Genomic DNA, 19942 nt, shown 5'->3' on the forward strand with positions numbered 1-19942 from the left:
GCTCGAGCACTCACGGCGAGCGGCCAAGGCACTTACCCCCAATGCGGAGGTTTGTCACCCTTGAGTCGCTCGTCGTTTTCGTTGTTCTGGTGCCGTTCTGGCTCGCCCGTGGGATGCGGATCTGACCCTGCTGGCGGCGCCGTCATCACCCGACGGCTCTTGGATCGCTTCGCCCGCGGCATTGCCTCCGCGACTGGTTCCGGTTCGACGCTCGCAGCAGCCGCGGCGCCCAACACCGTGTCAGCGGAAGACTTCACGTTCGTACCGGAATCCGCGTCGTTGGTGCGCTCTGCCATTACTGCTCGGGACGCTTGGCGGGAATGATCGTAATGGGCTCGGTGGTGGGAGCAGGCTCTGCGCCGAGCATCCGGGCCACCTTGTCGGCTACCTGGTCAGGATCGCCGAAAAGTTCGAAAGCGTGCACGCGCAGGTAGTGCCAGCCGAGACGGCGCAGCAGCTCCGGGCGCAAACGCAGTGACTCGCGCAGGCTCGACTCGTGAACCATGGCATCCGTCTCGATCGTGCCACAGCGTCCACCGCGCGAAGCCACGAGTCCGAGCTTGCCGCGGTGACCGAGAGCAACGCGCAATCCGCGAGCTTCGAGGCGACGAGCGAGATCGACGAGCATGGGATCGCTGTCGTCGGGCACAGGAACTTCGGCGTAGCGGGCATCCACTTCGTCGAGCACTTCAGCCAGCGCCACAGCACCGTGCTTCATGCGACCATCGTCGAGGTCTTCTGAGCGGAACGACGTAACGATTTCGAGCGAACGACGCGCGCGCGTCATAGCCACCGCCAGCAGTCGCTCTCCCCCGGGCTCGCCGAGCGAACCGAAGTCGGAGAGCACGCGACCGTGCGGCGTGCGGCCGTATCCGATGGAGAAGATAACCCGGTCGCGGCTTTGAGCCACAGCCTGATCGATCGTCGTGACGGTGAACGGTTCAGCACGATCGCCGATGATGACGTCGAGTAGTTCCGGGCGACGGCGGCTGACAGCATCCAATACCGCCTGCATGACGCGAACGGAGTGCACGGGGCTTGCCGTGATGACCATGAGCGACTCTTGCGGGCGCTTAGTGGCGTGATCGAGAACGAGCTCGACAACGCGTGCAACCTCCGCGTCGGGGCTTTCGACCGCTCCCGAGTCGGGGTCGGGCATCCCCACACCGTCAGCAACATAGCTGACCGCGAGGCTGCCGTGCCCGAGGAAGCTTCCGGCCCACGGCAACGACTCGATCTGGCCGTCGTAAAAACGACGGTTCACGAGTTCGGCAAGCTCTTCTCCGCCGGGGCGGTAGCTTCGCGTGAGAGTCAAGGTCGGAAGCAGGCCGCTGAGCTTGGCAAACGCCGAGTCCGCAACGAGAGCTTCGCGAGTGTGGTCATCGATGGGCTGCGGCAGATCACCGGTAGCGTCGCGCACGGCGGTCTCGAACGGTGTCGGAGACTGGATGACGGGGTCACCAATAACGACAACCTGCTTCGAGCGGCGAATAGCTCCGGCCGCTTCGGCAACCGTGACGGCACCGGCATCCACGAGCACGACGGTGTCGAACGGCATGGTGTCGACCACAGAGTCGATCTCGTAGGGCGAAGCAAGCCACACGGGCGCGATCGTTCGCGACAGGTGCGGTGCCGAGGTTTGTACGTCAAAGGACGTGAGACGGTCTTTGGCAAGCGCGCGCTTGAGGGCGCTGGCCTCGTCGGGCCAGTCGACCAGACCGATCTTCCAGTTTTCGGCAATCTGCCACGACAACTGCTTGGCGTTGGCCGAGGCGTGCGCTTCGTCCACGAGACGGAAGTCTGCTTCAAGACGGTCAACCACCGACGTGTTGGCGTTCAACAGAGCGCGATCCACTTCGAGCATGGAGTCGAGCGCCGACTTCCACCACGACAGTTCAAGTTCAGCGGCAACCTGATCTTCGGGAACGTGGCGCTCGGCCAGATCTTCGATGAGGGGGTTGAGCTTCAAGTCGCGCAAGCTGCCCATAAGCGCCGTGCGCTCCTGCAGGTTGTTGAGCACATCAGACTCGGCTGCGAGCGACGCGACCTTCTCGATGAGGAACGGGATCGGCAGCGCCGAGAGGTTCACGTGCGAGTCCGCGATGCCCAAGGGGATATCGAGAAGAGCGAGATCTTCCGATACTTGTTGGTACGAGCGCTGCACTTCGCCAATACCCACAGGCACTGCCGGGCTCGCCCCCTCGGCGACAAAACGGTGCCAGAGCACACGCTGTTTCTGGATGCGCTTGAGAGCGCCGTGCATGTCGGGAACGCGAACGCCGGGGCGCACGTATTCGAGCGCGAGCTTCTTGAGGCGACGGCGGTTAGCACTCGTCATCTCCGGGAAGTCGCGGCGCGGAGCCGTAGCCGCAATGAGTTCGGTGATCGCGCGGTCGAACACGGTAGGCACGAAGCGGTCGAGGGTTTCGCGGAGATCCACGAGCAGTCGCAGGTACACCCCGAGCTCATCGATGCTCTGGAACGGTCGCATGCGCGTGTTCGAGACGAGACGGTTAGCGACATCCAACAGCTCAGATAGCTGGCCATTGACCCGCTGAGCGACCTGGTGAGCCTTGAGCGCCTCGCCACCGTTAGCGAACTGTGCGCCGTACCACGGGGAATCGCCGGGGCCGTACTTGAACTCGCCGAGCTTGGCGGCAGCGATGATCACGCCAGTAGCAGCACTGCGGTCCTTGGCAAGCTTCTCTACCGCTTCGCGCGACAAACGTGCCGTCGTGGAAGGCGGAGTGGGCAGCAGTGCGAGACGGCTGAGCTCCGAGACGCAATCGAGAACCGAGACGCCAAGCACACCGTCGGTGACCGACATGGACTCGCGGTAGTCGAGCATGATCTTGCGCAGGCGAAGCAGCGCGTCATCCACGTCTTCAATCTGGGGTTTGCTGGCTTTCTCGCTACGAGAAATGGAACGGATGATGTCGCGACGAAGCGTGCGCGGGGAGACCGAGAGACCCGGAAGCCCAATATCGGCGAAGCGATCGGCGATCGACTGCAGGGAGGCCCGACGCGGGCTCACGACGAGAACGCGCTTGTTCTGAGCAACGAGGGCTCCGACCGCGTTCACGATCGTTTGGGTGCCACCGGTACCGGGCAGAGTGCGAACAACGAGCGAGTTGCCCGCTTCGATCTGCGCGATGACGTTCTCTTGTTCAGCATCCGCGTCGAGAAGAAGGTTGTCAGTCTGCGGCGAGCGCTCGTCGGCTGAAAGAGCGGGAACGGGAGCGTAACCCTCCTTGATAGTCCACGCTGCGGCGGTGTTGCCGGCGAGCGCGTCAAGGATCGGGTGCTTGAGATCGGCGGCGTCATCGACCAAGCCGTGGGCGACATCCGCGAACGATGACACGACGAGGCGCGGGCTGACACCGAATGCGTCGAGGTGCGAAGTGAGGCCGCGAAGTCGGTCAATAACGGGGTTCGGCTTGAATGTGCCGTCGGCGTCAGTCAGGGCCACAAACGACTCGGCATCGAGGCGCAGATTGAACTGCTCGTCGAGAGCGCGAGCAAGAGCGGGATTCAAGAAGGCGCTGCCGCGAAGCTTGAGTTCGAAGTCTCGACCGTGACGACGGATGGCGAGCGGGCGCAACAAGACGGGAGCACAGAACTCGACATCGTCATGGGTCCAGCGCGCAATACCTATTCCCAAGTGCACCGAATCGATACCGCGTGCCGTTGCCAGTTCAAGGCCCTTGGCCGCAACTGCGCCCGCAGCGGTCTTCGCCGAGCGCAGTGCCACATCGTCACGAATGAGGCTCGAGAGCAGCGTGCGCTTACCCGTGATGAACTGCGCAAGGCCCCCGGGATGCGTGGTTGAGAGATCCACTCTCGTACGAGGCGAATCGACAAAGTGGATGAGCGGCGAACGCCCACCCAGTTCAGACAACTGTGTACGCCACTGCGTCCACGTGGGCTCTGCAACGTTTCCGGCCATAATGTTTGGCTCACCAAAACTCAGCGTGTGAGGCGCTGTCACTTGAATGTGGGCGTGAGCGTGCTCGTTTTCGGCATCGTCAACGTCGGGGCCGCCCGTTTCTGGGTCCCCCGTGAAATCATCCGAAACTTTATCTGCACGCCACACACCGCCACCTTAAGCTGCCCAGCGCAATAAAGCCTGTAACCGCCACGGGTTTCGCAAGACTCACTGGCAGGCCGCACCCCCAGTTCATGCGGCACACGACCGTAGAATACGGTGCATGTTCTCCGTCGGGCTGCCCCTTCTCGTCGCGACCGATGCCGCGGATGTGGTGCGAGGCACCACGATCGCGATAGTCACCGTTGTTGTGCTTGTGGTGGCAGTGGCGGTCGTTGCCTTTGTGGCGCTGTTTCGTCGCGGTGGCGACCGCGGCATCCGCGGAACGGCATCGCAATCGGCTCTGGAGTCGCGCGCCGCCGGTCTGCTCGTTGCTCTCGATGACCGGGTTCGCGAAGCGGATCTCGAGCTCGGGTTTGCCGTCGCCCAATTCGGGGCGGCGACTACCCGCGATTTCGCGAACGCCCTTGCCGAAGCGCGCGGCCAGCTGACGGAGGCGTTCCGGCTCGGCCAGCAACGGGACGAGGCACCGAGCGCCGCCGATCAACGCCGTCGCAGCTTGACGCTGCAGATGACTGCCCTCTGCGAGAAGGCGCTCGCCAGTCTCGACAACTTCGACGCCTCATTCGCCGCACGTCGCCACAGTGAGGCTGCGGCAGCAACCACCGAGCAACAATTGCGGTCGCAGGCCGAGTCGCTTCGCGAGCGAGTGGCTACGGCATCTCGTCAGCTAGCAACAGCTGAAGGCATCTATGTGGACGAGGCGCTGACGGTTGCCCGTCGAGAGTTAGCGGCTGGCCAGACGGAGCTTGCGGCGGCCGCGACGGCTCTGGATGCTGCGGCGCCGAGCATCAGCCCCACCGGCGTCAACGCGGTCACCGACACCCTGCGCACCGCAGCAAACTCGCTTCATCGAGCACAGCGCGCGACGGCCGCCGCTGACCACGCTCTTGCGGAGCTCGCCGACGCGGATGCTGCCGTGCGGCAGCTGCGCGACGCAACCCGCACCGATGTGAACGACGCTCGACTCGCGGCGGAGTCGGCCCCCGACCCGCAGAGCGGTGCGCGTATTCTCGCGGCGATCGCGGCCAACGAGCGGGCGCTGGAGCTCACGGCAACGGAATCGGACACTCGCCACAGCCCGCTCGAGCAGCTGGAGTTGCTAAATGATGCGGGGGCAGAACTCGATAGCGCTCTCGCGACGGCGCGAAACCAGCAACAGCGGTTCGAACACGCCCGCGCCGCCTACCAAGGAACCCTGGTGGCGGCACGAAGTCAGATCTCAGTCGTTCGAGAGCTTGTGGGGCGGGGCGGAGCCAGTGCTCGTGCCCGCACCCGACTAGCAGAGGCGGAGCGTCAGTTAATGATCGCTGAAGCCGAGACTGATCCGGTCGAAGCGCTAGACGCCATCCGCCGATCGGTTACTCATGCTCGAGATGCTGACGCTCTCGCCCGCTACTAGTGGCGGAACAGTGACGAATACATCGCCACCGTCCCTGAAGCTTGTGGCTCGTTAGGCCTGGTCGATCACCGCGAAGTTCACTGCGCCGTTCTCGCCCACGTTGGCATCGAGCGTCTTGTCGCTCAGAGCGACCGACGCGTTTTCTTCGAGGAAGACGCGCGCACCATCGGCTTCAACGACAGAGTCGCCAGCCTCCGGAGCCGCAACAACGGCGACGGTCAAGTTGGGAGCTCCAGGCTCTCCGTTAATGCGGAGCCCCGAGGCATCCGCGTTGGGATCTTGCTCGACGATCGTTTTGACGACCGTGGTGGCTGTTTCGGTGAGGGTGAGCATATGTTCGTCCTTCCAGGTTCAGCGAAATGAACCCCCCACGATTCCGTAGTCAGCAGCTGTCAGCAAGCCTGAGCACCGATTGTGAGGCAACTCTCATAGAGAGGTGAGGCGACAGTCAGGAAGCGCGAAGTTCTTGTGCGCGCGTGGTGCAGTCGCTCAGGTGCTCAGGCGGTAGAATTGGGGCTGGAGTGCCGGGAAGTCTGGTCGGCGATTGTGTCGGCGACCCCGCTGACGAACCTCAACGTCTGGAATTTTGTGACCTCACCCACTAAAAAGCTGAGCCCCCGTAAGCGAGTACGCCGGTGGGTAACCATGGAGACCACCAGCGGCATTCTGCTGATGGTGGCGGCAGCGATTGCGTTGATTTGGGCCAACTCCCCGTGGCGTGAAGGCTATGCCGCGCTTGCCGAAATCACCATCGGCCCCGAGTCACTGCACTTGAACCTCTCTCTCGCCACGTGGGCGGCCGACGGCCTGCTCGCGATCTTCTTCTTTGTAGTTGGTGTCGAGCTCAAGCAAGAGCTCGTTGCCGGCAGCCTGCGCAAGCCGCGCGAAGCTGCCGTTCCCGTTTTCGCCGCCATCGGCGGAATGCTCTTTCCCGCCCTGCTGTTCACGCTGATCATTCTCGTCTCGGGCGACTCGACCGCACTCGGTGGCTGGGCGATCCCCACCGCCACCGATATTGCGTTCGCTCTCGCAGTGCTCGCCATCTTCGGTCGCGGTCTTCCGCGTGCGCTGCGCACCTTCCTTCTCACGATGGCCGTGGTGGATGACCTGCTCGCGATCATCATCATCGCTCTGTTCTACACCGAGAGCATCGACCTGCTGTCGCTGCTGTTCTCGCTCGTTGCGATCGTGCTCTTCGGTCTCGTCGTTCGCTCGCGCAAGCCTCGCTGGTGGCTGCTGATCCCTCTCGCTCTTGTGGCCTGGGCGTTCATGCACGACTCCGGTGTTCACGCGACTATCGCCGGCGTCGTTCTCGGCTTCACCGTTCCCGCCAAGCTCGTGCACGGTGAGAAAGAGACCCGCACCCACGCGTTCGATGACGCTGTTCGCCCCACGTCATCCGGCATCGCGCTGCCGGTCTTCGCGTTCTTCGCCGCGGGCGTCTCGCTCGGTGGCGATGAGAGCGTCAGCGACGTGCTGGTTCAGCCGGTTGTTGCCGCCATCATCGTCGGACTGGTTCTGGGAAAGATCATCGGTGTGCTCGGTACAACCGCCCTGATTACGAAGGTCACCAAGTTCCGTCTCGCCGACTCAATCGGGCTCCGAGACCTGCTGCCCATCGGTTTCCTCACGGGTATCGGCTTCACCGTGTCACTGCTCATTTCGGAACTCTCGTTCCCCGACAGCGAGCACACCACCGGAGCCAAACTCGCGATTCTCATCGGCACCGCCCTAGCTGCCGTTCTCGCCGCAATCAGCCTGCGCTGGGACTCACGTCTCGCCCGCAAGCGCGACATGAACGAGGATGGAATCCCCGACCGCGACAAGGCCCTCATCGAAGACGAGGACTAAGCCGCGGCACCTAGGCACTGCCGAAAGGATGCACCGTGTCCGACCCTCTGAGCCAACACACCGACTACGGCCAACTACCGCTCAATGATTCGGATGTGCTCGCTGACCCGATCGAGCAGTTCCGTTTGTGGTTAGCCAACGCCAGCGAGGCGGCTGTTTACGAACCCAACGCAATGGTTCTTTCGACAGTGGACGCCGAGGGCTCCCCCAGCGCTCGCACCGTACTCTTGCGCGCCATTGACAGCGCCGGCTTCGAGTTCTTCACGAGCTACAGTTCGATCAAAGGGCGCGCGCTGCTCGGTAATCCAGCGGCCTCGCTGACGTTCCCGTGGTATTCAATCCACCGGCAGGTACTCGTGCAGGGAACCGCTCGGCCCGTTGCCGCAGCCCTTTCTGACGCCTACTTCGCCACGCGACCGCGAGGTAGTCAAATCGCGGCGCACGCCAGCGAACAATCGCAACCCATCGCATCCCGAGCGCTCTTGGAGCAGCGGGTGACAGAGCTCGAAGCCGAGTTCGAGGGGCGCGATGTGTCGCGCCCGGCCGACTGGGGCGGCTTTGTTGTCGAGCCACACACGATCGAATTCTGGCAGGGTCGCAGCTCACGCCTTCACGACCGTGTGCGATTCGCGCGCACGGACTCGGGCGGATGGGACCGGCCGCGGCTGCAGCCGTAAAGCGCGACTAACTGTTCCTTAGACGCAACGAAACCCCGCTCCCCGGCGAAACTGCCCGGTGCGGGGTTCTTCGTTTAACACCAAAAGAGGGACACAACCGCGATAACAGTTGTGCCCCTCCCGAGGTTGTGGGCTCTACTTAGCCGACACAGTCTCCTGTGACGACAGGGCGTAGCCCGACTCGCCGTGGACGGCGAGGTCGATACCGGCGATTTCTTCTTCCGAAGTAACGCGGAATCCGATGGTCTTCTGAATCGCAGTTCCGATCAACCAGGAAGCTCCGAAGGAGAAGATAGCTACGGCGAGAACGCTGATGGTCTGAACAACCAGCTGGCCTGCGTCTCCACCGGTGAAGAGACCAGTGTCGGTGGCGAAGAAGCCGAGGTAGATCGTTCCGATGATGCCGGCGACGAGGTGGAGGCCCACTACGTCGAGCGAGTCATCGAAGCCGAGGTTGAACTTGAGCTCGATGGCGAGAGCACACACGGCACCGGCGATCAGACCGAGGATGAGTGCCCAACCGGGCGTCAGGTTTGCACAAGCGGGAGTGATGGCAACGAGACCAGCGACAACACCCGAAACGGCGCCGACGGCGGTGGCCTTACCGGTGCGGAGCTTCTCCACAACGATCCAACCGAGGATTGCTGCTGCAGGAGCGGCGAGCGTGTTGAACACGATCAGGCCGGCTTCGTCGGGGTCACTAGCGGCACCAGCGTTGAATCCGAACCAACCGAACCAGAGCAGAGCAGCACCGATAAGAACCAGGGGCACATTGTGAGGCTGCGTGATGTCCTTGCTGAAGCCAACGCGCTTTCCGAGAACCAGAGCAAGACCAAGTGCAGCTGCACCAGCGTTGATGTGAACCGCAGTACCACCGGCGTAGTCGATTACAGCAGGAAGGCCACCGAGGATGTCACCGAGGTTACCGATCCAGCCACCGCCCCAGACCCAAGCAGCGACGGGGAAGTAAACGAGAGTTGCCCAGACACCGGTGAAGATCATCCACGGACCGAAGCGAGCACGGTCAGCGATGGCACCCGAGATCAGTGCGGTCGTGATGATGGCGAAAGTTCCACCGAAAGCAACGAAGAGGAGGTCGGAACCGGCTACGCCTTCTTGACCGAAGTTGCTGAACGGGTTACCAGAGAACGACCAGACGGAACCGTCAATCGAGCTCATGTTTGCGCCGATGAGGATCCAGAGAACGGCAACGAGGCCGAGAGATCCGAAGCTCATCATCATCATGCTGACTACTGACTTCTCTTTGACGAGTCCACCGTAAAAGAATGCCAAACCGGGGGTCATAAGCAGCACTAATGCAGTGCTAATGAGTACCCAAACCACTGTATCCATCTCAACCTCTTTCGCTTTGTGTGCCTGGTGCACACGTGTCGCTGTGGCGGATTTCGGTGAGTGTCGGGTTATTCCACTCCCACCGACCCGCACGACAAAGCATCGCGGCTTAGCGTTTCGGTAACCCCTCAGTTATGTTTCGCGCACGTTAAACGTGCGACGCCACTGTTACAGAAACGTTTCGAGAACCCCGAGGTCTTCGGTGAATCTACCGTCAGGTTTGCCTAAGGGGTCGGCAGCCCACCATTCGCGTTTAGTGTCTCCCCCACTACATAGCTGGATTCTGCCGAGGCCAAAAATACGTAGGCCGGTGCCATCTCTGCGGGCTGACCGGCGCGACCGAGGGCGGTATCGTGCCCAAAGCTCGTGATCTTCTCTTGCGGTTGACCATCCGTGACCTGAAGTACCGTCCACACTGGGCCCGGAGCGACCGCGTTGACACGGATGCCTCGCTCCGCCAGCTGAGCCGCCGTCGCCTTAGTGAAGGTGTTGATTGCCGCCTTCGTCGTGGCGTAATCCACCAAAACGGGCGAAGGCTTGTATGCCTGGACCGACGTCGTGTTGATGATGCTCGACCCAGCAGGGAGATGTGGGAGCGCTGCCTTGGTAATCCAGAACATCGCATAAACGTTTGTTTTCATGGTCTGGTCGAAGGCCTCATCCGTCAGGTCTTCAAGCTTTTCGCAGAACACCTGCTTACCGGCGTTATTCACAAGAGTGTCGAGGCCGCCCAGCTTTTCGACGGCAGAGGCGACCAGCGTGCGGCTCGCCTCTGCGGTAGAGATATCACCCGGCAACAGGTGCGCTTCTCGCCCTGCATCGCGCACGAGAGAGGCAATGCGCTCGGCATCGCTCTGTTCGCTAGGCAGGTAGGACAGGGCAATATCCGCCCCTTCTCGAGCGAACGCAATCGCTACCGCAGCCCCAATTCCCGAATCGGCTCCGGTGATGAGCGCTTTGCGCCCAGCAAGCCGCCCGCTGCCGCGGTAACTGTCTTCGCCGAGATCGGCACGAGGGTCAAGTTCGGAATCGAGGCCCGGCTCGGGCTGGTGTTGCTTCGGCGGTTCCACCTTGTCGAAGCGCGTAACAGGATCAAGGAAGGTGTACTGGTCGTGTGCCATGGTTTCCTTTCGTTCGTTCTGAGGCGGGATAACGCCGCTTTCACCCTAGAAAGCCGTTTCGATAAGAAGTGGAAAACTCATGAAACCGTGCAGGTTTTCCCAGCGAGCACAGAGAGAACGTAGAGTTGGCGCATGGACGACACAGCTTCGGCAGGCACCCCCGACGGCGCTACTCCCCCAGCGAAGACGTCCCTGCTGCGGACGCGCATCCGCCAACTCACGACACCGTGGTGGCGACTTCTGTGGCTCAGTGGCGGTCTCGCGTGGGCCGTCGTGTTCAACATCGTGTACGTCACGACCGGCGGAACTCAGGAATGGTGGGGCATCGTCTCCGTTGTGCCCATTGCGTTGCTGCTGCTCGACCTCTTGCGCATCGAACGCCTCGAACGCGCGGCTGAGCAAAAGCGTCAAGCCGCGCTCAAGAAGTAGACGGCAGAAGATACTTCTCTGGCAGTAGGCCGCTGACTCCCCTCGGCTGACTACCTCAGCGCCGCGATCGGCAAGACTGAGTGTTATGAATACCCCCATCATCCGCGTCAAGGATGTCCACAAGTCTTACGGTAAGGGTCAGAACCGCTTTGACGCTCTCAAAGGTGTCACCTTCGACATCAACGAGGGCGAAAGCGTAGCGATTATCGGCAAGAGCGGCTCCGGAAAGTCGACCCTCATGCACGTGCTCGCACTACTCGATGCGCCCACCTCAGGAACGGTGGAACTCGAAGGGGTCGACACCAGCACGTTAAGGGGCAAGAAACTCAATCGCGCGCGCAACAAGACGTTCGGGTTCGTATTTCAGCAGTTCTTTCTCACCGCCAACCTCTCCGTGTTGGAGAACGTGATGCTGCCCATGAAGATTGCCGGCGTGCGCCGCAGCGAGCGAAAAGCACGCGCCCACGCGGCCCTCGGGCAGTTGGAAATGGATGACAAAGCATCCAACAAGGCCGTGAACCTCTCCGGTGGTCAGAAGCAGCGTTCGGTGATTGCCCGCGCGCTCGTGAACAACCCGCGCATAATCTTTGCCGATGAACCCACCGGAAACCTCGACACCACCACGGGCGGCGTTGTCGAAGACATTCTCTTTGCGCTCAATCGCGACAAAGGCATCACCCTGATCGTCGTCACCCACGATGAGGAGTTGGCTGCTCGCTGTGATCGCCGCATCTACATTCGTGACGGACTTCTCGTGAACGACACCACGGAGGTGGCCGCATGAACACTCTCGACCTGATCGGCTCTGCCGCATCCAATACGTTCCGCTCCAAGACCCGCACCGTGCTGACGATTCTCGCGATCTTCGTGGGTGCCTTTACGCTCACCATCACCAATGGACTTGGCACCGGCATCAACCGCTACATCGATGACACCGTGACCTCGATCGGCGCCGAAGACGTCATAACGGTGTCGGTGAGCCAAGACGCCAATGCCGGTTTCGCCGATAGCACTGGCCCTGCCGAGTACGACCCCGATGCCATTGCCAGTGACGGCTTCAACCGCCCAGGTTCGACCGTCGTCGCGCTTACTCCCGAAGATCTCGACACTCTGGCGAACATCGAGGGTGTGCTCGATGTGGAAGCCACGAAATCCATCACGCTGGACTGGATCCAGGTGGGTGATGGCGCACAGTACTTGACCTCCGTTGGCGGACTCGTCGATGGACAAACCGTGCAACTCGCTGCCGGCGAGGCACCTTCGTCTGATGCGGATGCTTTCGAACTGAACGTGCCGATCTCCTACGTGGAGTCGCTCGGCTTTGCTGACGCTAATGCCGCTGTAGGCCAGACGCTCACGATCGCCATCACTGATGCACAGCGCACTCAGCACCTCGTAGACGCCACCATCGTGGGCGTTGCCGAGGAGAGCATTGCGGCAACGGGCACTGGCGGACTCGTGGTGAACGACGCGCTGACCGACGAACTGTACTCGACGCAAAACACCGGAATCGCGCTTGAGGAGCAGGAGCGTTACGCCCAGGCGAGCATCCGTTTCGATGCTGCAGCCACGGATGCCGATGTCACGGCCCTCAAGGAACGCCTCACCGATGCCGGGTACACGGGCACCACCGTGGCCGACCAATTGGGAACGTTCAAGACGATCATCGACGCGATCGTGCTCGTTCTGAACGCCTTCGCCATCATCGCCTTGCTCGCCGCCAGCTTCGGCATCGTGAACACCCTGTTCATGTCGGTGCAGGAACGTACTCGCGAAATCGGCCTCATGAAAGCCATGGGCATGGGCGGCGGCAAGATCTTCGGACTCTTCAGCCTAGAAGCCGTCTTCATCGGCTTCCTCGGTAGCGCGATCGGTGTCGGCATCGGGATGCTCGTAGGAACCGGCATCAGTTCGCTACTCGCCGGGGCACTCCTCGCCGACCTGCCAGGGCTCACCCTGATCGCGTTCGATCCGCTCTCGATCAGCGTCATCATCCTCGTCGTCATGGCAATCGCGTTCCTCGCGGGCACGCTACCCGCGGCCCGTGCAGCCAAGGCTGACCCAGTGGAGTCGCTGCGGTACGAATAGGCACGCAGCTCGGTAAACGACACAGGCCGCAAGCAGGTTCCTGCTTGCGGCCTGTGCGTGTGTGAGCCGTGGTTAGCGGTTCAGCACTGCGTTAATTTCTTCGGCGAGCGCCGGCATCGCTTCAGAGGCGTCGAGGTCATCGAAGTAGATCGCGTGGATGCGCTCCGTCATGAGGTCTTCGAGCTCGCTGTAGGCCTTCGTCATCGGGCGGGGCTTGCCGTAGGTGATCTGCTCGGCAGCTACCGCGTAGCCGGGCGTCGTCTCCATGAGGTCCTTGATCAGGTCAGTTTCTAGTGCCGAGAGGCGAACGGGAAGGTAACCGGTACGCGACGACGAGTACGCAGCCTGCTCAGTATCGCTCGTCCACTTCATGAACTCGAAAGCAGCAGCCTTCTCTTGGTCGGTTCCCGTGTTTGCGAGGTAGATGTTCGATCCTCCAACCGAGACGCCGCGCTGGCCGTTCTCGCCGGCGGGAATCAGCGAGACTCCGACATCCACTCCGTTACCGGCAGCGAGACCAAGGATCGACTGGATGCCACCCGAGCTGAGGAACGTGAAGGCCGTGTCTGCACTACCCGCCGCAGCGAAGAAAGCGCTCACGTCTGCTGCGCCGGTGACCTTGATGAGGTCACGGTCTTCGAGGTCGGCGATCCACTCGATCGTTTTGATTGCGCCCTCGGTGTCGTACATCGATGCCGTTTCGCCTTCGTTCAGCACAGCGGTTCCGCCGTACGAGTAGAAGAGTGCTTCCATGACCCAGAAGTCGTAGTCGCAGAAGATCATGGCCGGGCCGCCGACGTAGTCGTGGGCTGCCTCAAGATATTCCTCGAACTCGTCGAAGGTTTCGGGGCCAGTCTCTTTGAGCCCGAGCTCCCGCATCATGTCCTGGTTGACGTACATGACAGGCACGCTGCGCATGTGCGGGAACGCGTACATCTCGTCGTCAACGTAGAGGTTGTCGGTCTCCCCCATCTGGAAGTCCGCGTCATCCATGCCGGCCGCAGCCATGTAGGGCTCAAGGTTGAGCGTCGTCGTAGCGCGAGCGAAACGGTCGGTCATCCCGACCTCATCCACAAACATGTTGGGGAGAGTGTCGGCGAGCGCTGCCGCATTGACCTTCTGTTCGGTCTCAACGTAGTCGCCCTGGTAGTTAGCGGTGACGTGGATGTTGAGCTCGTCACCACGGGTCTCGTTGAACATGTCAACGAGTTCCTGGTTCACGTCTTCTACTGCGGCGGTCCAGAACTCGAGTTCGACAGTCTCTTCGCCGGGCTCGTACGTGTAGGTCGCGGCATCCGCATTGGCTGCCGTGCAGCCGGAGAGCAGGACCGAGCCGAGGGCAATAGAAGCGATTACGCCGGCGCGTGCCCGACCTCGCGAAGAACGGGTGGAGGACATGGTGGTGCCTTTCTTTGAGGGGGTTGTGGTGGTGCGTGATGAGGTGGTGCGTTGTGAGTTAGTGCGGACAGGGAAACTGAGGGGCATCACTTGACGCCGGTGTAGGTGAACGCCGAGATGATGTGTCGTCGTGCGAGGAGGAAAACAATGAGGATCGGCACGACGAGGAGCATGTTTCCCGCCATCACGATCGTGGGCGCAATCTCGTCAAGCGCTTCGAGGCGTGGCACAGCGACGGGCAGCGTGCGGGCGGCATCCGTCGTCGTCCAGACCAGCGGGAAGAAGTAGTTATTCCACGTGCCAATGAAGGTGATGAGTCCAATCGTGACGATCGTCGGTTTCGCCAAGGGGAGCATGATCCGTCGAATGATCGTGAACTCGCTCGCGTGATCGAGGCGCGCTGCTTCGATAAGGCTGTCGGGAACCCGCATGAAGGTCTGACGCAGCAGGAAGATGCCGAACCCACTCGCAATAAACGGAAGGATCAGCGAGAGGTGCGTGTTGAGCAGCCCCACCTTGGCGTACATCGCGAATACGGGAAGGAAGATCAACTGGCCGGGGATCATCATGGTCGCAAGCACAACGCCGAAGAGAACATCACGACCCTTGAACTGAAAGCGCGCGAAGGCATAGGCCGCAGGCACGATGATCAGAAACTGCCCCAGGAGAGTTCCGCCGGTTACGATCACCGAGTTCAACGCGAAGTGGCCAAAGTTCACCCGGTCGAACGCCGCGATGAAGTTGTCCCAACGAACGGCGTCAACCCAGAACTGCGGAGGGATCGACAGAGCTTCGGATGCCGTCTGGAATGCCGTGAGCACCATCCAGTAGAACGGCCCAGCGAACACCAGCACGAGCAGGATCGAGACGATAATGCGCGCGAGAATTCGAACGACTTTCCCGAGCAACGCAACGACCTTCGGCGCGGCTGTGGACGGTGTCGTTGGCGGCACAGGGCTCGCAGCGGCTCCGTGGGGAGAACCGGATGCCGTTGGCGGCGCGGGAGGGGCGATCGTCGTTGTCATCGGTAGTGCACTCTTTTCTGGAAGGCGCGGAAGTACAGAACAGTGATGAGCCCCACGAGAACCATCAGCACGACGGCGATTGCCGCGGCATAGCCGACCCGGTAGTACTCGAAGCCTTCGCGATAGACGCTGAAGATCAGCGTGTTGGTCGAGCTCTGGGGCCCGCCCTGCGTCATGACGTTGATCGTGTCGAAGGCTTGGAAGGAGCCGATGACGTTCACGAGAACGAGAAAGAACAGGGTGGGCGAAATCATCGGGATCGTGATCCGGCGAAAGCGGGTCCAGGCGGAAGCGTTGTCGAGGTCCGCGGCTTCAAACAGATAGCGCGGAATCGACTGCAGTGCCGACAGGATGATCAGCGCGTTGAGCCCGACCGACTTCCACACCGAAACCAGCACCAAAGAGAACAGGGCCACTTGAGGGTCGGAAAGCCAGCCGACGGGCTCCAGCCCGACCGCGTTCAAAATCTGATTGAACAGCCCGATGTCGTCATCCATCAACCACACAAAAATGAGCGAGACAGAAACGAGGGCAATCACGTTGGGCGCAAAACTGACGCCCTGTAAGAACTCACTCAGCCAGCCTTGGCGGTTGAGAAATAGTGCCAAGATGAGGCCGAAGATCATCACGAGAGACACTTCCATGCCCATGTAGACGAGAGTGTTCTGGATGACCTTGCCGAAGTCTGGGTCGGTGAAGAGTTCGGCGAAGTTTCCGAAGCCCACGAACTTCATGGGGCCGCGGAGGTCCCAGGAGAAGAGGCTGAGCACGGCGTTGTAGCCGATCGGATACAGATAGAAGACGGCGAGAATTACAAGCGCCGGCGCAATCAAGGCGTACGGCAGCAATCGCCGATCTCTCAACAGGGCATTCTTCATGCGGAGACGACCTCGCGTACGGCACCGGGGATAGCGGGCTCAGCGATGCGTTCCTCGTTCGCATCGAACCAGTGGATGTCGGTGCTCTCGACACGAACGATGGCGTGACCGAGCGGGCGCGCAATCTCATCGAAGCGCTTGATGGCGAGCCGCGATCCGTCGGGAAGCTCGACGCGATACACGAGCTCCGCCCCCAGATTCTCGAGCGCAAGGATCGTGACAGCGAGCTCAGTTTCGCCCGGAACTGCGGGGCGGCTCGTGTCAGCGAAGGTAATTCGTTCGGGACGCACGCCGAGCCACTCGGCACCGGTGGGGGCATCCGATGCGACATCCGCCCCGAAAGAGCCGACACGCAACACGTTCATCGGCGGCGTACCGATGAAACGGCTCGTGAACACGTTGTGCGGCTTCGCGTAGAGCTCGGTGGGCGCGGCTTGCTGCTGGATGCGGCCCCCGTCCATCAGAACAATCGATGTGCCCATGCTCATCGCTTCGACCTGGTCGTGAGTGACGTAGACAAAAGTGGCACCGAGACGTTCGTGGAGTTCGATGAGCTCAATGCGCATGTGTTGACGAAGCTTGGCGTCGAGGTTCGAGAGCGGTTCATCCATCAGAAAGACCGCAGGCTTCTTCACCATGGCGCGGGCGAGGGCGACGCGTTGACGCTCCCCGCCAGAAAGTGCGTCGGGGTTCTTGCGCAGATGGGCAGTGAGCCCCACAGTCTCGGCGATTTCGTGCACAAGCTCGTGTCGCTCAGCTTTCGGAACCTTGTTGTTGCGAAGGCCAAACTCGATGTTCTCTTCAACCGTCATCGTCGGGTAGATCGCGTAGTTCTGGAACACCATGGCAACGCCCCGCCGACCGGGGGTCACATCGTCGACGGTTTTTCCGCCGATCGAGATAGTGCCGGTCGTGGGCTTCTCTAGCCCGGCGATCATGCGAAGTGTCGTCGACTTCCCGCAGCCCGAGGGCCCGACGAGAACAGAGAAGCTGCCGGCTTCGATCGTGAGATCAAGGCTCGGGATGATCTCTTTGTCGCCATACGACTTACCAATGTTTCGCAGTTCGATCTGACTCATGCGTGTACCTCCGTGACGTGAGATGAGCGGTGGGATGGATGCTGGTTGGTGCGGTTCAGGGCGGTGCCGACGTCGGGGCGGTTCGACATCAGCCCATCAATGTCGAACTCGAGAACGTGGTCGGCTGCAGCGTCGTCGTCAACGGTCCAGGCGTTGATGCCCAACCCGTGCTCGCGTGCTTCTGCGACGAATTGCTCGTTGATCAGCGAGAAGTGCGGATGCAGCACGTTCGCTCCGCACCGGCGGGCATAGCCGGGCAAGTCAGCGAATGTTTCGATGAACGCGATCGCCGTACTGAACTGTGGGTAGGAGCGGGCGAACCCTGCCACGGCGCGGTGATTGATCGACGAGATAAGAGTCGAATCGACACGATCACATGCCACGACTTCCGCGGCAACGAGATCGTTGACAGTGCCCCACGAGTTGGTGAAGTCCTTGGTTTCGATATTCACCCACAGGTCTCGCGCGCCGGCGAATTCAAGTACTTCAGCGAGAGTAGGTACTCGAATCTCTGAACGGGCGAACTGCCCCTCCCACCCACGGTCGGCGGTGAGTTCGCGAAGCTCGGCCAGAGTGTAGTCGCGCACTCGACCCATGCCGTTGGTGGTGCGATCCACACGAGAGTCGTGCATCACTATCAGCTGACCATCACGAGTGACGTCGACATCCAGTTCAATTTTTGTTGCCCCCATGTCGACCGCGAGTTCGAAGGCAGCACGGGTGTTCTCTGGTGCGTAGTGGCTCGCACCGCGGTGGGCAATGATGCGACTGTCAACCGTCGCCTTCTCGCCGCTCGCGGATGCTGCGGAGCTCATGCGGATGCTCCCCGGCGAGCGAGGGCACTCTGGTAAGAGTCGGTGACTACCGCGTCAACGCCCAGCTCAAAAAGTTGCTCGAGCTGCTCGTCTTCGGAGACAGGCCAGAATGCGGCGACCAAAGTGGAGGCGCACACCATGACAGAGCGCTCCTCATCGTTCACATCACCGACGGCAGCGCCGACCGACACCGGGTGCAGCGAGCCGGTGCCCAGCTCCGCCGCATACTGTGCGGACTCCTCCATCACCACTAAGTGACGAAGCCCCACCTGCAATTTCGGATGCGCCACTGAAATCGCGGCCATCGAAATGTGATTGGTGGAGGTCAGAGTCACACGATCGTGCAGGTCCCGTTTTCGCACCAGCTCGGCAACCGCGATTGCTGCAGGACTCGCACCCTCCCGATGCTGCGGGTCTTCCTTGACGTCGACAACAAGGTGCGCGTCGGAGCCCGCGAGCAGATCGAGCACCTCCGCCAGAGTGGGAATGCGCGTCCCGCTGCACCCACCGTGGCCACCGCCGATGTCGACGGTTTTGAGCTCCGCGAGAGTGAGCTGCTCAACGAGCACACGCTGTTCGAAGGCCCCATCGTTAGCTTTCACAGCGCCATCACGGGCTACAGCCGAGACGGAAACGCTCGCTTCACGAATCACTACAAGCTCAGCATCGCGCGATAGCCGCGCTTCGACCTCGATTCCATCTACTCCGGCGCGCAGCGCATGCTCAATCGCGACCAGTGAATTCTCCGGAGCGACGTCGGCCGCCCCGCGTCGAGCAAACACGAGCGTCATGCGAGCACCCCCGTGCCCACAGTGGCCGCTGCCGCACGCTGGGCCACCGCAACATCGGGGATGTTGGTGATGATCGAGTCGACGCCCGCAGAGATTAGTTGCTCGATCTGTTCTGTTTCGCTCAGGCTCGAGAACGGGGCTGGCATCGTCCACGCATTCACGCGAAGATTCGCCGCGCGCGCTTGCTCCATCGTTTCTGGAGTGACCGCGAGCTGGGCCGGGTGAATGGCATCCGCCTGGGTCGTCGCGGCATAGTGACCAATTTCGTGCAACGACATCATGTGAAGTAGCCCGGTGCGCACGTCGGGGTGGCTGATCTTGAGCTGAGCCATCGACGTGTGGTTGAACGACGAGAAGAAGACCTGCTCGTTGAGGCCGCGACGCAGCACCTCGTCAGCGGCCCGACGAGCGAGCTCGCCGTACGTGGCATCGTGGCGGTAGATGTCTTTGACCTCAATGTTCAGCACGAGGCTTCGGCGTTCGACGAGATCGAAGATCTCATCAAGGGTCGGGATGAGAGCCCCCGCGTAGTGACCCGCGTTACCGGTTCCGAAATCCAAGCGGCGCAGCTCAGCGAAGGTGAGTTCCGAGACGCGGCCGGTGCCGTTCGACGTGCGGTCGATAGTGTCATCGTGAATGGCAACGATCACGCCGTCCTTCGTGGCATGAATGTCGATCTCCATGCCGCCCGCGCCCTGATCGGCACCCAGCTCGAAGGCTTCGAGGGTGTTCTCTGGGGCGTAAGCCATGGCTCCTCGGTGGCCGAGGATGAGAGGTGACGCGGTCATGGGTGCTTCTTTCGTGTGGTTCGGGGCATAAAAAAACCCGGGGAGTCAGCACCGTCAACGCACCACACGGCGGTGCCGTGCGCGTTGATAGTGCTGACCCTCCGGGTGCTCTCTAGTGACTCTGCCCTGGGGGATGTGTTCA

Annotated in this window: 18 protein-coding genes; 6 read left to right on the forward strand and 12 right to left on the reverse strand. The window is 61.5% G+C overall.

The window, feature by feature from the left end:
- Window positions 1-32 precede the first annotated feature (32 nt).
- Both ACWTV3_RS04545 and ACWTV3_RS04550 read right to left on the reverse strand, forming a co-directional pair.
- Window positions 33-296: a hypothetical protein gene (locus tag ACWTV3_RS04545; protein WP_498477041.1), complete on the reverse strand. Its 264-nt coding sequence runs from the start codon at window positions 294-296 to the stop codon at window positions 33-35.
- A complete protein-coding gene (locus ACWTV3_RS04550) occupies window positions 296-4093 on the reverse strand; it encodes a DEAD/DEAH box helicase (protein ID WP_498477042.1) in 3798 nt (1265 codons plus the stop codon). Before ACWTV3_RS04550 ends, ACWTV3_RS04545 begins: the two co-directional genes overlap by 1 nt.
- A gap of 115 nt (window positions 4094-4208) precedes the next feature.
- On the opposite strand from ACWTV3_RS04550, the gene ACWTV3_RS04555 reads away from it, so the two are divergent.
- Window positions 4209-5507 (forward strand): hypothetical protein, encoded by a 1299-nt coding sequence (locus ACWTV3_RS04555; protein ID WP_498477043.1) that lies wholly within the window; start codon window positions 4209-4211, stop codon window positions 5505-5507.
- Between the two features lie 51 nt (window positions 5508-5558).
- On the opposite strand, the gene ACWTV3_RS04560 is transcribed toward ACWTV3_RS04555, so the two are convergent.
- Complete coding sequence (locus tag ACWTV3_RS04560; RefSeq protein WP_100388412.1) at window positions 5559-5840, reverse strand: iron-sulfur cluster assembly accessory protein; 282 nt, start codon at window positions 5838-5840, stop codon at window positions 5559-5561.
- A 312-nt stretch (window positions 5841-6152) separates the two neighbouring features.
- On the opposite strand from ACWTV3_RS04560, the gene nhaA reads away from it, so the two are divergent.
- Both nhaA and pdxH read left to right on the forward strand, forming a co-directional pair.
- Window positions 6153-7358 (forward strand): Na+/H+ antiporter NhaA, encoded by a 1206-nt coding sequence (gene nhaA, locus ACWTV3_RS04565; RefSeq protein WP_498477044.1) that lies wholly within the window; start codon window positions 6153-6155, stop codon window positions 7356-7358.
- Window positions 7359-7393: 35 nt separating this feature from the next.
- A complete protein-coding gene (gene pdxH, locus ACWTV3_RS04570) occupies window positions 7394-8035 on the forward strand; it encodes a pyridoxamine 5'-phosphate oxidase (protein WP_498477045.1) in 642 nt (213 codons plus the stop codon).
- A 135-nt stretch (window positions 8036-8170) separates the two neighbouring features.
- Here pdxH and ACWTV3_RS04575 read toward each other — a convergent pair whose 3' ends face one another.
- Complete coding sequence (locus tag ACWTV3_RS04575) at window positions 8171-9388, reverse strand: ammonium transporter (RefSeq protein ID WP_498477046.1); 1218 nt, start codon at window positions 9386-9388, stop codon at window positions 8171-8173.
- 224 nt (window positions 9389-9612) lie between these two features.
- Window positions 9613-10509: an SDR family oxidoreductase gene (locus ACWTV3_RS04580; RefSeq protein ID WP_498477047.1), complete on the reverse strand. Its 897-nt coding sequence runs from the start codon at window positions 10507-10509 to the stop codon at window positions 9613-9615.
- Window positions 10510-10641: 132 nt separating this feature from the next.
- Between ACWTV3_RS04580 and ACWTV3_RS04585 the strand changes: the two genes are divergently transcribed.
- The 3 genes from ACWTV3_RS04585 (at window position 10642) to ACWTV3_RS04595 (ending at window position 13026) form a co-directional block, all read left to right on the forward strand.
- On the forward strand, window positions 10642-10938 hold the full coding sequence (locus ACWTV3_RS04585) for a hypothetical protein (protein WP_498477048.1): 297 nt from the start codon (window positions 10642-10644) through the stop codon (window positions 10936-10938).
- An 85-nt stretch (window positions 10939-11023) separates the two neighbouring features.
- Window positions 11024-11722: an ABC transporter ATP-binding protein gene (locus ACWTV3_RS04590; RefSeq protein ID WP_498477049.1), complete on the forward strand. Its 699-nt coding sequence runs from the start codon at window positions 11024-11026 to the stop codon at window positions 11720-11722.
- Window positions 11719-13026: an ABC transporter permease gene (locus tag ACWTV3_RS04595; RefSeq protein ID WP_498477050.1), complete on the forward strand. Its 1308-nt coding sequence runs from the start codon at window positions 11719-11721 to the stop codon at window positions 13024-13026. The genes ACWTV3_RS04590 and ACWTV3_RS04595 overlap by 4 nt, the downstream gene beginning before the upstream one ends.
- Before the next feature lie 72 nt (window positions 13027-13098).
- Here ACWTV3_RS04595 and ACWTV3_RS04600 read toward each other — a convergent pair whose 3' ends face one another.
- From ACWTV3_RS04600 to ACWTV3_RS04630, 7 genes are all read right to left on the reverse strand, one after another.
- Window positions 13099-14424 (reverse strand): extracellular solute-binding protein, encoded by a 1326-nt coding sequence (locus ACWTV3_RS04600; RefSeq protein WP_498477051.1) that lies wholly within the window; start codon window positions 14422-14424, stop codon window positions 13099-13101.
- A gap of 86 nt (window positions 14425-14510) precedes the next feature.
- Window positions 14511-15449 (reverse strand): carbohydrate ABC transporter permease, encoded by a 939-nt coding sequence (locus ACWTV3_RS04605; protein WP_498477052.1) that lies wholly within the window; start codon window positions 15447-15449, stop codon window positions 14511-14513.
- Window positions 15446-16327 carry a carbohydrate ABC transporter permease gene (locus ACWTV3_RS04610; RefSeq protein ID WP_498477053.1) on the reverse strand — a complete coding sequence of 294 codons (882 nt, stop codon included), beginning with the start codon at window positions 16325-16327 and terminating at the stop codon, window positions 15446-15448. The genes ACWTV3_RS04605 and ACWTV3_RS04610 overlap by 4 nt, the downstream gene beginning before the upstream one ends.
- Window positions 16324-17406 carry an ABC transporter ATP-binding protein gene (locus ACWTV3_RS04615; RefSeq protein WP_498477054.1) on the reverse strand — a complete coding sequence of 361 codons (1083 nt, stop codon included), beginning with the start codon at window positions 17404-17406 and terminating at the stop codon, window positions 16324-16326. Before ACWTV3_RS04615 ends, ACWTV3_RS04610 begins: the two co-directional genes overlap by 4 nt.
- Entirely contained in the window at window positions 17403-18221 is an 819-nt protein-coding gene (locus tag ACWTV3_RS04620; RefSeq protein WP_498477055.1) for a glycerophosphodiester phosphodiesterase, read from the reverse strand. The genes ACWTV3_RS04615 and ACWTV3_RS04620 overlap by 4 nt, the downstream gene beginning before the upstream one ends.
- Window positions 18218-19012, reverse strand: a complete 795-nt coding sequence (locus ACWTV3_RS04625) for a glycerophosphodiester phosphodiesterase (RefSeq protein WP_498477056.1) — start codon at window positions 19010-19012, stop codon at window positions 18218-18220. Before ACWTV3_RS04625 ends, ACWTV3_RS04620 begins: the two co-directional genes overlap by 4 nt.
- Window positions 19009-19800, reverse strand: coding sequence for a glycerophosphodiester phosphodiesterase (locus ACWTV3_RS04630; RefSeq protein ID WP_498477057.1), 792 nt, complete (start codon window positions 19798-19800; stop codon window positions 19009-19011). The genes ACWTV3_RS04625 and ACWTV3_RS04630 overlap by 4 nt, the downstream gene beginning before the upstream one ends.
- Window positions 19801-19942: the final 142 nt, after the last annotated feature.

Source organism: Salinibacterium sp. AL4.1 (genome assembly GCF_059767305.1).

Bases quoted from the DNA above. Each gene is read 5' to 3' on its own strand.
- ACWTV3_RS04545 (WP_498477041.1), bottom strand. From the start codon at position 296: ATGGCAGAGCGCACCAACGACGCGGATTCCGGTACGAACGTGAAGTCT.
- ACWTV3_RS04555 (WP_498477043.1), top strand. From the start codon at position 4,209: ATGTTCTCCGTCGGGCTGCCCCTTCTCGTCGCGACCGATGCCGCGGAT.
- ACWTV3_RS04560 (WP_100388412.1), bottom strand. From the start codon at position 5,840: ATGCTCACCCTCACCGAAACAGCCACCACGGTCGTCAAAACGATCGTC.
- nhaA (WP_498477044.1), top strand. From the start codon at position 6,153: ATGGAGACCACCAGCGGCATTCTGCTGATGGTGGCGGCAGCGATTGCG.
- ACWTV3_RS04575 (WP_498477046.1), bottom strand. From the start codon at position 9,388: ATGGATACAGTGGTTTGGGTACTCATTAGCACTGCATTAGTGCTGCTT.
- ACWTV3_RS04580 (WP_498477047.1), bottom strand. From the start codon at position 10,509: ATGGCACACGACCAGTACACCTTCCTTGATCCTGTTACGCGCTTCGAC.
- ACWTV3_RS04585 (WP_498477048.1), top strand. From the start codon at position 10,642: ATGGACGACACAGCTTCGGCAGGCACCCCCGACGGCGCTACTCCCCCA.
- ACWTV3_RS04590 (WP_498477049.1), top strand. From the start codon at position 11,024: ATGAATACCCCCATCATCCGCGTCAAGGATGTCCACAAGTCTTACGGT.
- ACWTV3_RS04595 (WP_498477050.1), top strand. From the start codon at position 11,719: ATGAACACTCTCGACCTGATCGGCTCTGCCGCATCCAATACGTTCCGC.
- ACWTV3_RS04600 (WP_498477051.1), bottom strand. From the start codon at position 14,424: ATGTCCTCCACCCGTTCTTCGCGAGGTCGGGCACGCGCCGGCGTAATC.
- ACWTV3_RS04605 (WP_498477052.1), bottom strand. From the start codon at position 15,449: ATGACAACGACGATCGCCCCTCCCGCGCCGCCAACGGCATCCGGTTCT.
- ACWTV3_RS04610 (WP_498477053.1), bottom strand. From the start codon at position 16,327: ATGAAGAATGCCCTGTTGAGAGATCGGCGATTGCTGCCGTACGCCTTG.
- ACWTV3_RS04615 (WP_498477054.1), bottom strand. From the start codon at position 17,406: ATGAGTCAGATCGAACTGCGAAACATTGGTAAGTCGTATGGCGACAAA.
- ACWTV3_RS04620 (WP_498477055.1), bottom strand. From the start codon at position 18,221: ATGAGCTCCGCAGCATCCGCGAGCGGCGAGAAGGCGACGGTTGACAGT.
- ACWTV3_RS04625 (WP_498477056.1), bottom strand. From the start codon at position 19,012: ATGACGCTCGTGTTTGCTCGACGCGGGGCGGCCGACGTCGCTCCGGAG.
- ACWTV3_RS04630 (WP_498477057.1), bottom strand. From the start codon at position 19,800: ATGACCGCGTCACCTCTCATCCTCGGCCACCGAGGAGCCATGGCTTAC.